Annotated in this window: 9 protein-coding genes; 3 read left to right on the forward strand and 6 right to left on the reverse strand. The window is 51.6% G+C overall.

Going from position 1 to position 12552, the window contains the following annotated elements:
* The first annotated feature begins 89 nt into the window (after nucleotides 1-89).
* Nucleotides 90-1355: an RluA family pseudouridine synthase gene (locus AC52PS_RS08545; RefSeq protein WP_495562637.1), complete on the forward strand. Its 1266-nt coding sequence runs from the start codon at nucleotides 90-92 to the stop codon at nucleotides 1353-1355.
* On the opposite strand, the gene AC52PS_RS08550 is transcribed toward AC52PS_RS08545, so the two are convergent.
* The gene (locus tag AC52PS_RS08550) at nucleotides 1327-1689 is read right to left on the reverse strand and encodes a response regulator (RefSeq protein WP_495562638.1); all 363 of its coding nucleotides are present in this window, start codon (nucleotides 1687-1689) and stop codon (nucleotides 1327-1329) included. The genes AC52PS_RS08545 and AC52PS_RS08550 overlap by 29 nt on opposite strands.
* Before the next feature lie 107 nt (nucleotides 1690-1796).
* On the opposite strand from AC52PS_RS08550, the gene AC52PS_RS08555 reads away from it, so the two are divergent.
* Nucleotides 1797-2870 carry a histidine kinase dimerization/phosphoacceptor domain -containing protein gene (locus tag AC52PS_RS08555; RefSeq protein ID WP_495562639.1) on the forward strand — a complete coding sequence of 358 codons (1074 nt, stop codon included), beginning with the start codon at nucleotides 1797-1799 and terminating at the stop codon, nucleotides 2868-2870.
* Nucleotides 2871-3058: 188 nt separating this feature from the next.
* Here the strand turns inward: AC52PS_RS08555 and AC52PS_RS08560 are convergent, their stop codons facing one another.
* Both AC52PS_RS08560 and AC52PS_RS08565 read right to left on the reverse strand, forming a co-directional pair.
* Nucleotides 3059-4969: a DNA topoisomerase IV subunit A gene (locus tag AC52PS_RS08560; RefSeq protein WP_495562640.1), complete on the reverse strand. Its 1911-nt coding sequence runs from the start codon at nucleotides 4967-4969 to the stop codon at nucleotides 3059-3061.
* 10 nt (nucleotides 4970-4979) lie between these two features.
* Nucleotides 4980-6884 carry a toprim domain-containing protein gene (locus tag AC52PS_RS08565; protein ID WP_495562641.1) on the reverse strand — a complete coding sequence of 635 codons (1905 nt, stop codon included), beginning with the start codon at nucleotides 6882-6884 and terminating at the stop codon, nucleotides 4980-4982.
* An 87-nt stretch (nucleotides 6885-6971) separates the two neighbouring features.
* On the opposite strand from AC52PS_RS08565, the gene AC52PS_RS08570 reads away from it, so the two are divergent.
* Nucleotides 6972-8162 carry a hypothetical protein gene (locus tag AC52PS_RS08570; RefSeq protein ID WP_495562642.1) on the forward strand — a complete coding sequence of 397 codons (1191 nt, stop codon included), beginning with the start codon at nucleotides 6972-6974 and terminating at the stop codon, nucleotides 8160-8162.
* A 103-nt stretch (nucleotides 8163-8265) separates the two neighbouring features.
* On the opposite strand, the gene AC52PS_RS08575 is transcribed toward AC52PS_RS08570, so the two are convergent.
* The 3 genes from AC52PS_RS08575 to AC52PS_RS08585 all read right to left on the reverse strand — a co-directional run bounded on the left by AC52PS_RS08575 (nucleotide 8266) and on the right by AC52PS_RS08585 (nucleotide 12540).
* Nucleotides 8266-10809 (reverse strand): ATP-dependent Clp protease ATP-binding subunit, encoded by a 2544-nt coding sequence (locus AC52PS_RS08575; protein ID WP_495562643.1) that lies wholly within the window; start codon nucleotides 10807-10809, stop codon nucleotides 8266-8268.
* A gap of 71 nt (nucleotides 10810-10880) precedes the next feature.
* Nucleotides 10881-11954 carry a hypothetical protein gene (locus tag AC52PS_RS08580; RefSeq protein ID WP_495562644.1) on the reverse strand — a complete coding sequence of 358 codons (1074 nt, stop codon included), beginning with the start codon at nucleotides 11952-11954 and terminating at the stop codon, nucleotides 10881-10883.
* Nucleotides 11941-12540, reverse strand: coding sequence for a hypothetical protein (locus AC52PS_RS08585; protein WP_495562645.1), 600 nt, complete (start codon nucleotides 12538-12540; stop codon nucleotides 11941-11943). The genes AC52PS_RS08580 and AC52PS_RS08585 overlap by 14 nt, the downstream gene beginning before the upstream one ends.
* Nucleotides 12541-12552: the final 12 nt, after the last annotated feature.

The following is a 12552-nucleotide window of genomic DNA, read 5'->3' on the forward strand; positions in this document are numbered from 1 at the left end:
TTAGTCTGTCCGGGTATGTCCAGATCTCCCAATCCGGATTTCCGCCTCCGGTAGATGGAATGATTTCTGGAATGAGGACATGAAGAACCATGAATCAGTACGGCAAGGAATTTCCGGATCCCCCGCAGCCCATTCACACAGCCATTTCAGACCAGGAAGACGGTTCACGGCTAGATATCTTTCTCAGCCGCCGGGTTTTTCCTGAAGCCCCGCAGCTGTCGGGAAAGAGCCGAAGATTCTGGCAGCAAAGAATCGAAGCAGATGAAGTGAAGGTAAACGGAAAGGCTGCATCCAAGGGACTCATTCTGAAACAGGGAATGAACATAGAAATCAGCTTCTACGGGGAGCAGGGAAGGAAAGATCGCAGCCATAGACGGGCTTCCGCCCCGGTTTCTTCGGCGCTTTCGCCGGCAGATTCTTCTGCGGATTCTTCTGCAGTTTCTCCGGCGGATTCACCGGCGGATTCTCCAGTACATTCTCCCTTGAAATCGCCGTCCCATTTCCCGGAGCAATCCCGTTCAGGTGCTCTTCTTGAGGTACTTTATGAAGATGACTGGATCATCGGGGTAGATAAGCCGGCAGGGCTGCCATGTCATCCCCTAAAAAACGCAGTTTCCGGCCGGGGGGAATCGATTTTAGAAATGCTTGCCGTCGAATATCCGGAAATACTTCCTTCCACGAACGATTCGGATAGCGGGAAAGCCGACCAGGAGGAGCCGGACCCGCTGGCAGAGCGGGAGGGATTTCTTCTCCACCGGCTGGATAACTGGACGTCCGGAGTACTGTTGTTCGCCAAAAACCGCGAAGCTTTCCGGATCTTCCGGGATCTGATTCGGGGATCCGGGGGGGGTGATCCGGTACACAAAGAGTATGTTGCCGCAGTTACGGGCAGAATTTCCGGTCCCCTGCCCCTGAGCATCAGCTATCCTATCGCCCACAGCAGCAAGCGATCTTCCGGCAAAATGCTTGCATTAACTCAGGAAGACCCGGAAAACGGCCAGTGGACGGCTGTAAGGACCGGCCCCCGCCGCTCAACCCGGAATCCAAAATTTCGCGGCACCCCCAGAGCGGCCAGAACCGAGATAATTTCCAGCAGCCCCACCCCTGACGGCAGCAGTATCTGCAGAATCCGCATCAGCCGGGGGCAGCGTCATCAGATCCGCTGCCATCTGGCTGCCGCAGGTTATCCGATTCTGGGTGATACACTCTACGGCGGCGCCCCCCTGACAAACCGGGAGGGTTTTCTCCTGCATCACCAGAAGATTGAGTTTTTTCATACGTTTTTAAAACGCTGCATTCGAATTGAAGCCCCGGTACGGGACTGGGTCAGGAGAGCACGCTTTTCACCGTATTAACCAGGGTGAGTTCCTCCACAGGTTTCACTAAATACCCCATAGGATTAGTTTTGGCCGCCCGGCCCCGGGTGGCGTGGTCGTTATGAGCGGTAACATAGACCACCGGAATATCCGAAACCAGGCGAATGCGCTCTGCGGCATCCACGCCGTCAACAAAACTGTTGATCCGAATATCCATGAGGATTAGATCAGGGCGATAATCCATGACCGCCGGAATCAGTTCATCGGCATTATCGATAACCATGGGAATTTTGAATCCGTAGCGGATTAGAGTATCCTGCATGGACAGGCCCACCAAGGCCTCATCCTCTACAATCAGTACCGTCTCATTCATGCTGAAAGTATACCCGGGGGGCAAACACAGATCAATGTTTTCAGCGTTGGAAAGGATGAAATTGGAGGATATACTGCAGTAAACCCCCGTCTTCCAGGAGCTCCACGTTGCGTGAACCCAATGCCGGAAAATTGTTTATCATACATGATACCTACTTTCGCCGCTTCCGCTGGATAGTCCTGCTGTTCTCGTTGAGTCTGTATGGGGGAATTGTGCTCATTTTCGGAAGGAGGATGGGTGTTTCGGCAAATTATGCAGTTGCACTCCCGGTAATCTCCGGAGCCCTGGGTTTCGGTTTCACCGGGGGAATCATTGCCGGGAGCCTGGGTCTGCCGGCCAATCTGCTCCTGTTTGCCATTTTAGGCCACCCTGAATTCAGTCCGGAGAGTAAGATAATCGCCCAAATTTTCGGGATGACTGTAGGCGGCAGCATGGGACTTCTGGGAAACTATTTCCAGGAGCTGCGGGAGAGAATACAGCGCATTGAACAGATTTCCACCCAACTGAATCGGCAGATTCAGGACAAGGAAGTTCTGGTGCAGGAACTGCATCACCGGGTGAAGAATAATCTCACACTCATTCTCAGCCTGATTCAGATGCAGAGAAACAATGCCCTTCAGAAACCCGAAGAATCGGCTGAAGAACACCTTGATATTCTGGCCGGAAGGGTTCGGACCATCGCCTCGGTACACGATAACGTGTATTCCGACGAAACCCGGACATCTGTGAATCTTCAGAGTCATCTACCCAAGCTGGTCGATTCGGTGATCCGCAGCTATCATATTCCGGCACTTGAACTTGATGTCGACCTTCAGTTTCAAAGCGGTATCAGCCTGGGAAACGCCACGCCGTTAAGTCTGATCATTCTGGAGATCGTCACCAACTCCTGCAAACACGCCTTCAGCTCAGACACGGAGAAACCAAGAATTAATTTGTACGGAAGGGAAAACGGGGCTGAACGGATTATCATCATCTCGGATAACGGAGTGGGACGGGACTCGAAAAAACGTACAGGATTGGGTTCCCGAATAATTACCGCCCTGGCACGACAGATCAGGGCTGAAGTGTACATGGAAACCCACAGGGGCTATGAATATGTGATTAAAATGCCCCTTCCCCGGAATGAGACTGTCCCGGAGAATGATCGAGAATACCCTCTGAATGCCGAATCAGTGGACTAAACGTCCACCGAAGGGGGGGATGTGGGAGGCGCTCGGCACCTTCATCCATAATCCGGCCTCCACTGCCCCCGATGGTATGGGCCGCCTCGGCCGGTCTATTGCGTCGGATAGGCCCCGACACGTCGGTACCGGGCACGTCCAGTCGGATCGGGCTGGCGCAGCGGCCCTATCGCGTCGGATAGAGCTCATCATTTGGCGCTGATTTTGATTTTCTTCACTTCCTTGGTGCTCAGTCTCACCCCTCTGGCCTCGGTTCCCTTTACCAGGAAATCTTCTATGCGGAAATCTTCCTGCAGAACCCTCAGATTGGGTTTCGGTTTGTAGTTCAAGGTGATGGTTCCTTTGGTTCTGGTGGAATACGCGCTCAGTTTTCCGCCCTCGGGAACCATGGAATAGTTTTTTTCCAGGATATATTTTTCAATTATCGTCCGCTTAATATAGAGCTGTTTCGTCTCTTCATTGCGATAGATAATTGTGTGGGTAATTTTGGACATCTCATCTTTTTCTGCCAAAATCACATTCAACAGACCCTTTCCGGCGAAGAATTTTTCATTCACCGGATGAACCGAATAATCCCCGTCCTTTTTAATTATGAGAACACGATCAAATTCGCTGACCTGGAACAGAGACTTCCCCCCGGAGACGGCGGTTCCCAGATACCCGGTTTTCGTATCATAGCGGAGGGTGAGGTTTCTGGCCGCTGCTTCCCTGGCGTCCACCTTACTGAAGCTGGTAAGCTTGGTTTTTCTGGGGAAGTCGTCCTTCCGGTCCTGGATGATTCTGTCGATAAAGGCCTCTGCGTAGCCCACGATATCTTTCAGGTACGCCTGCACCTGCTTGATTCGGGCATTGATCTCCTCGATTTCTTTCCGGGCCTTATTTATGTCGTACAGAGAGATTCTGCGGATGGGGATTTTCAAAAGACGCTCAAGATCCTCAGCGGTAATTTTCCTCTTAATTTCTTTCAGAAACGGCTTGAAACCGTCCAGGATGGCGCTGCGAACCCCTTCTGCGGTATCCATCTCTTCAATTCTCTTGTAAATCCTCTCCTCGATAAAAATGCGCTCAAGGGTTCGGGCATGAAGCTTATCTTTGAGATGTCCAAGTTCCAGCTCCAGCTCTTTTTTCAGGATGGCCTGCAGCTGCCGGGCATGGTGGTCAATAACCTCCGATACTTTCATGGCAACGGGCTGACCGTCTTTAATTACCAGAAGATTCACATTGATGGTCTGTTCGCAATCGGTGAATGCAAAGAGTGCGTCCACCACATCCTGGGTGTACACACCCCTGGAGAGTTGGATCTCAATCTCAACACTATCTGTGGTAAAGTCATTAATGCCGCCGATTTTCAGCTTGCCCTTTTTCGCTGCATTCTCAATGGAACTGATGAGACTCTCGGTGGTGGTGCCGAAGGGCAGTTCCCTAATTACCAGACGCTTGGGATCCGACGTATCGATTTTTGCCCTCACAAGAACAGATCCCAGTCCCTCATCGTAGGCCGATGCATCCATCAGTCCGCCGGTGGGAAAATCGGGGTACAGCTCAAGACGCTCTCCCCGGAGTCTGGCTTTCACCGCCTTCATCACCTCAAGAAGATTGTGGGGAAGAATTTTAGTGCTCATACCCACCGCAATTCCTTCGGCACCCTGCACCAGCACCACCGGCATTTTCGCAGGAAAGACAACCGGCTCGTTATTACGCCCGTCATATGAAGGTACATACTCGGTAAGCTCGGGGTTGTGAAGCATGGTCTTCGCAAAGGGAAGGGCCCGGCACTCGATGTACCGGGCGGCGGATGCGTCATCGCCGGTGAAAATATTCCCGAAGTTCCCCTGTGTATCGATAAAAAGCTCTTTGTTGGCAAGCACCACCAGGGCGGAACCTATGGATGCGTCGCCGTGGGGGTGATACTTCATACAATGACCCACAACATTGGCCACTTTATGAAATTTTCCGTCATCGATTTCCAGAAGGCTGTGAAGGATCCGCCGCTGAACCGGCTTTAGCCCGTCGTCAATATGGGGAATTGCCCGGTCTTTGATTACATAGCTGGCGTATTCCAGGAAGTTTGAATTAAACAGTTTTTCTACATATGCCATGGTTGTATCCTCAGTCGCTCACATCCAGGAGATTCTGCATGATGTACGATTTCCGTTCGGGGGTGTTTTTCCCCATGTAAAAGTCCATGGTGTCATGAAGCCCCTTAATGGTTCTAATGTTTACCTTCAAGAGCCGTATATCTTCCCCGATAAACTGGCCGAACTCGTTGGGACTGATTTCCCCCAACCCCTTAAACCGGGTAACTTCAGGGTTTCGGATCGCTTTCAGCGCCTCATCCCGTTCTTTCAAATTATAGCAATAGCGGGTTTCCTGTTTGTTTCTCACCCGGAAAAGAGGCGTTTCCAGAATATACACCCTCTCCTGCACCACCAAATCCTCGAAGAAGCTGAGGAAAAATGTGAGAAGCAGATTCCGGATATGAAATCCGTCGTGGTCGGCGTCAGTGGAGATCACAATCCTGGAATAACGGAGCCCTTCAATTCCGTTTTCGATACCCAAAGCCATCATCATATTGTACAGCTCTTCGTTTTTATAAATGGCTGCCTGGCTCCTGCCGAACATATTCTGGATTTTTCCCCGAAGGGAGAAGATGGCCTGGGTGTACACGTCACGGCAACCCACCATGGATCCGGAGGCAGACTTACCTTCGGTAATAAATATGGTGCTTTCTTCACCCCGTTTTTTATCTCCCAGATGATATTTGCAATCCTTGAGATTGGGGATTTTCAGGGCGATTTTTTTTGCCGCTTCCTTGGCTTCTTTCCGGACAACATTCAGCTCCTTTCGAAGCTTCTCGTTGTGAATAATCTTGTCTTGAATTCGTTTGGCAGCTGTCTTGTTTTTATGAAGGAAGTCTGCAACCGCCTCCCGTGTTTCCTGTACAATCCAGCTGCGGATTTCCGTATTTCCCAGTTTATTCTTCGTCTGACTTTCGAATACCGGAGATTCCAGTTTGACCGCCACGGAAGCTACAATCCCCTCCCGAACATCAACTCCGGAATATGATTTCTGATAAAAATCATTAACCCCCTTGAGAAGGCCTTCCCGGAATGCCGAAAGATGGGTCCCTCCGTCAGAGGTGAACTGGCCGTTTACGAAACTCCAGTGGGTCTCTCCGTAGCTCTGTCCGTGGGTGAACGCGAACTCCAGATGCTGTGCCTTGTAGTAGCTGATGTCGTAGAGAAGTTCATCCCCCACTTCCCGCTCAAGAAGATCCTGAAGACCTTTTTCGGAATGGAATACCTGCCAGCCGTTTTTCTTCAGTCCCGAGCTTTCATGTTCCTCTGCGCTGATGGTCCTGCCGTTCTCATCCAGTACTTTGAGCCTGAGGGTCAGTCCGGAGTTCAAATAGGCATAATTCCACAGCCGCTCCTCGATGAATTCAAGATTGAAGCGGTATTCGGGAAATATCTCCGGGTCCGGTACGAAACTGATCAGCGTCCCGGTCCTCTCCTGAGTTTTTCCCTTCTTTTCATCCTTCTGATTTCCCCGGGAGAAATCCGCCCGGGCATACTTCCCATCCCTGAACGCCTGAACCATAAAATCTTCACTCAGTGCATTCACCGCCTTGGTGCCCACACCGTTCAGTCCCACCGAGAACTGGAACACCTCTGTGTTGTACTTGGCGCCGGTGTTGATCACCGACACACATTCGACGATTTTGCCCAGAGGTATGCCCCGTCCGTAATCCCGTACACTCAGCCGGTTTCCCTGGATGGTGATATCGATGGTGGAGCCGTGGCCCATGATGTATTCGTCCACCGAATTGTCAATCACTTCCTTAAGCAGGATATAAATACCGTCATCCTGATTGGAACCGTCGCCCAGCCGGCCAATGTACATTCCGCTGCGTAGACGGATATGTTCAAGCGAGCTGAGGGTTTTAATTTTGCTTTCATCATATGCGGAAGATTGTGCCGCAGTTTTTTTCGTAGTTTTTGTTCCCCGTCCCATAATTCGGTATCATATCATATCAACTGGTGCTGGAGAAGTAGCCTTAAGCGGGGAAGCCCGAATGCCGATTCTCATAGCGGGGGAAACATGACAGATACTACGATCCTTGCGGGGATGAACAGACGCAGACCTGGGGGAAATATCTTCCTGCAGAACATACGGGGAATGCACTTCCGGGCATCCGGAAGAAGGATTACAAAACAGGAAGGAAATATTGCAAAACAAATAGGGGCAATTCTAATACTCTCCCTGATCTTCGGCTCCTGCGCAGGGGGCCCCGACTCCCGGAAAGGGCTTCAGGAACAGACCCTTCGTCTGGAAAATGAACTGACCAGGGTACGAAACGAGCGGAATGATCTGAGACAGGAGATACAGAGGCTGGAAGGGATTCTGACACGGATTCAGGAGATCACCCAAAGCCAAAATAGTGAGAATCTACCCGAAGCCGTTGCAGCCCTTGAAAACGAGGCCCGCAGCAATTCGGGAGAGCTTGAAAAACTGCGCCGTGAATATGAAAAAAGCCGTGAAGAAATTGAGCGTCTCAGCCAGGCCCTTGAAGAAGCGGATTTTGCCAGCTCCCTGTTCAGCCCCCAGACAGGGGCATCATCGGAAGCAGGACCATCATCACCCCGGGATGGAGGTGAACGCCTGCCAGCCCCCGAAGAGCCTCAGTCCCGTGCCCCGGCAGAGCCCCAGGAAGCATCGTCTCAAGAACGGCAACGGTTCGATGAAGACGAAGATGTCATGGAAAAATCAATTCAGGACGGTACGGTTTTCGATCCATCCAGCATCGGACGGAGCTCGGGCAGACTTCTGGAGGGCAGCAACATCATTCAGCAGCAGGATGAAATGGGAATCACCTATCTGAGTCTGGAAAATCAGAGACACAGCCGACAAATTCCTGCGTATCTGGAAATTCAACAGCGGCCCGGGGTGGGACTCAGCCTCTACCTGGTTCTCCAGAAGGTCGGCGGAACGGAAGAACGGCCGTTCGGACTTTACGGCGGAGATATTGAACTTGCGGGCTCATTTCTCTTCACCCTCCCGGAGGCGGAATACCGGGAACAACTCATAGATCCGGCGTACAGACTGGAACGCATATATATTCCGGTGGGCAGGGACCTTCTCCAGGCACTGGAGAGTATCAGCACCGAAGGAAAGGGGCGCATTATTTTAAAAGGTCTCTATGGTGAGGAGGTTTACCTTATTAATGCTGTCCGGGCCCGGGGATTGGAAGAGATGATCTCAACTTTTCTGGAACTTGGCAACTATTCATAAAGACCTCTCCAGCATCACTTTGGTGGAAAATTAAAAAAAGAACCGGAAGCACAGGGCGTCCGGTTCTTGTTCTAATTGTAGATCCATTTCAGGAATAGCCGGTTCAGTTACTGCTATTACTGCTCCCGGCTGTAACAGGCTTTGCTTTGGAGCTGTTGGAGGATCCGGAATTCTTATCGGATTTTTCCGAGAATGAGATTTCACCTTTCCGCATTCCCACAACCACATGACTTCCAGATCCGTACTTGCCCCGGATAATTTCCATTGCCAGGGGATCTTCAATTTCCCGTTGAATAATTCTACGCAGAGGCCGGGCACCGAATTTCGCGTCGTAGCCCTTTTCAGCCAGATAATCCTTGGCGCTCTTCACAACTTCAAGAACCATTTCCTTCTCGGCCATACGCTGCTGTACTTCTCCAAGCTGAATATCCAGGATATTCATTACCTGCTCCCGGCTCAGACTATGAAAAACCACGGTTTCATCCACACGGTTAATAAATTCCGGCCTGAACAGACGCTTGAGTTCATTCATGGCACTGGAACGGATTTCCCGGTAATCCAGAATTCCTTCCTGGGTTTTAAAACCCACGGCACCGTCACGGGTGATTTCACGGGCGCCGGCATTGCTGGTCATAATAATAACAGTGTTTCGAAAGTTCACTTTATGCCCCAGGTTATCCTGAAGCTCACCCTCCTCAAGCATTTGAAGAAGGAGATTAAACACATCAGGATGGGCCTTTTCAATTTCGTCGAAGAGAACCACGGCATAGGGTTTACGGCGGATTTTTTCGGTAAGCAGCCCCCCTTCTTCATAGCCCACGTAGCCCGGAGGAGATCCCACAAGCCGGCTCACGTTATGTTTTTCCATGAAGTCTGACATGTCGATACGAACCAGAGCATCGGAATTACCAAAGAGAAACTCTGCCAGAGTTTTTGCCAGCAAGGATTTCCCCACCCCGGTGGGTCCGAGAAAAATGAAGGAACCCATGGGCCGGTTGGGACTTGAAAGACCCGTACGGCTTCTGCGGATGGCTGAAGATATCACCTTAATGGCATCATCCTGGCCAATCACGCTGCGGTGCAGTTCATCTTCAATGCTGAGCAGTTTCTGACTTTCGCTTTCCGCCAGACGGGTAATGGGAATACCGGTGATATCCGATATCACCTTCTGAATATCTTCTGAATCCACAACCTTCGCTTCGGTTTTCAGTGTGATTTTCCAATTCTGTCTGATATCTTCCACCCGGGATTTCAGATGTCTCACTTCATCCCGTACCGCCGCAGCCCGTTCATAATTCTGGGACATGACCAGATTGCTTTTCTCATCGTTCAAACGCTCGATCTCTTTCTCAAGCTCCTGAATTTCATCCGGGCGAACCGAATGCTTTATCCGTTTCCGGGCACCCGCTTCATCAATGAGGTCTATGGCTTTATCCGGGAGAAAGCGCTCGGTTATATAGCGGTGGGCCAGGGTTGCGGCTATTTCAACAGCTCCTGGGGTATAGGAAACATTATGAAAATCTTCATAGCAGTCCTTCACCCCGTTGAGAATTTCTATGGTATGCCCAATATCGGGCTCATCTACCATCACTGTTTGAAAGCGGCGCTCAAGAGCAGCGTCTTTTTCAATATATTTTTTATATTCGTTGAGTGTGGTTGCGCCGATACACTGAATTTCCCCCCGGGACAGGGCGGGTTTCAGCATGTTCGAAGCATCTATCGCCCCTTCCGCTCCTCCTGCTCCGATAATTGTATGGAGTTCATCAATAAACAGAATAATATTGGCTGCCTGGGCAATCTCTTTCATGATTCGCTTCAATCGCTCTTCAAATTCACCCCGGTACTTGGTACCTGCAATTACCGCCGCAAGGTCCAGGGTCATAACCCGTTTATCCAGGAGCACATCCGGAGCGCTGCCGTCATTAATTTTCTGGGTGAGTCCTTCAACTATTGCCGTCTTTCCAACCCCCGGTTCACCGATGAGGACGGGATTGTTTTTATTCCGGCGGGCAAGGATCTGGATAACCCGGTCAATTTCCCTCACCCGTCCCACTACCGGATCCAGTTCCCCGGATTTGGCCATTGCGGTAAGATCCCGGGCGAACTCATCCAGATTGGGAGTGGTCTTCTTCTGCTGGCCCCCGCTGCGCTTTCGTTCACTCCCGCCGGCGGGCTGGGATGAAACGGATTCCGAAGAGCCTGAGGAACTTTTGCTGTAACCAGCAAGATCCATAACTATATCCCGCAGATTTTCAACACTCAACTGCTGCTCATCCAGAAAGGTTCTGGTCTCCCCTTCCTTGGAACAGGCCAGGAGCAAATGTTCTGTACCGATGAATTCATGACCCAGCTGCCGCGCTTCCTCGGCGGAATCTTCCAAAACCTTCTTTCCCCGGGGGCTTGGAGGTACATCGCCCAAAATGAACCCGCCCCGTTTGCGGGGAAGGTTTTTTTCCAGTTCCACCTGCATCCTGGCAGGATCAACCATTGCTTTCAGGAGGGCCTTGTATGCAAGGCCGCCTCCCTCTTTCAGAATCGCGATCATTATATGCTCCGGAAGAAGCTGGTCCGAATGGAACCTCTTGGCTTCATCCTGGGCGAGAATGGTTAATATTTTTTGCGCTCGTTGCGTAAGACCCTTAAACATGAATACTCCTTGCCATACATTGCACGGCCTTTTTTACATACTCGGTTACTGAAGCGGAATTATTCAGGGATTCAGGAAGAAAGACCAAGGCGAAAGATATCGGCCCGCTGCCGGGCAAATTCATCCACCGTCTGTTTTGACTCATCCCCTTCCCCTTCAGAGCCTGAAACTAGGCGGATGTGGGCAGGCTGCGTCAGAAAAAACAACGCCCTGCTCACCGCTCTGTCTCCGGGCAGGATCCCCAGGGATTGTCCCAGGGACAGACGGCTCAAAAGCTCAAAACTCTCTCTGAGTCCCAGCAGCCTGCTATGCCGCAGAACGGCATAATCCCTCCACAGTACATCTACAAATTCGAGGGTCCCGCTTTCCTCAAGGGATTTGCGGGCCTCCCTCTCATAATGTATGAATTCTACCACCACTAGAGCAAGCTTTTCCAGTGTTTCCGCCTCATTATCGCCCAGAACCCCTCTGCAGCTCAGTTGATAGACCTGCCCCAGGCTGGAATCGCCCTGGGAACCGAAGGAGCTGAGCTGCATTCCTTCTCTCTGGGCATGTGCCAACACTTCACTGAAATTTCCGAACCGGGATAAAGCCGGTAAATGAAGCAGGATATCCGCCTCTATTCCGTTTCCCACCCGGTCGATTCTGCTTCTCAGATACCCCAGATCCATGGAGACCGCGTAGCTGAAGCGCTGCTCCAGAATATCATCCATTTGCTCCAATTGACCGTATTGTTCGTTCGGTTGAAAACCGGGCATGAAACTGAGCAGAGAAAAATGGTCCTCACCGTTGACAAAAAATGCCCGGTCACCCGATTGATCCCGGTAGAGCCGTTGCCCGGGCCGGCTGGGAGCCCATGGATCGGGAAGGCAGAGTTCTTCTCTCAAAAGCGCCATGCTGTGTGCGTCCGAAGCACCCAGCTCATATGAGCGTGATTGGGTGTACATCTTTCGCACAGCTTCATCGCAGCCCGACAGCAGAGGAAGAAGGGAAGAACTGTCCATACGCTGGGGAAACAAAAACTCCTCGGCATTTCGGTTCAGGGACATTCGGGAGAGAAGCACCACATCATCCTCCGCTCCGCCGCTGCTCATCCACCGGGGAAGATCTGCCAGAACGGCGGACCAATTATCAGGTATTGCCATTTCCCGCCTCCCCGTCAAGTTGATCCCCTGCAAGCTCGGCTATTCTGGATCGAAGCCTGGCTGCCAGTTCATAGTTCTCCTGAACCAAGGCCCGCTGAAGCTCAAGTTCAAGCTCGGGTTTTTCAATCAGCAGGCTTTTCACCCTCCACAACCGCCGGGGAAGTTTGCCCCGGTGACTGTTGCGGGTGGTCACCCGGCGCAGAAGGGTTGTTATCTCGCTCTTGAATTCATCGTAGCAGCGGGCGCACCCCGCAACTCCCTGTCTCCGGATCTCTGCGTAACTGATTCCGCAGGATTCACACACCCTGCTGTCCCGGGGACCCACCCCCCCCGGATCCAGCACTGCAGCAAGCAAATCACCGGTCTGGGGGCGGATTCCGCTTTCCGGCCGCTCGATTCCCAGAATCGCCGCGCAGTTGGCACATATATGAACCCTTCTCTCCCTGGTGCCGAGCATTTGCTGAAGAACCAGAATTTGCTCATCGCTGGAACAAATCTCGCAAATCTGCGGGGAGGCAGATTCACCGCCCGGGCTGCCGGCGGGATCTTCAGGGGTAATACGATTTTTATCGTCAGAAATTGACATAGCTGCTCCTTG

The sequence above is a fragment of the Salinispira sp. genome, from assembly GCF_059431795.1.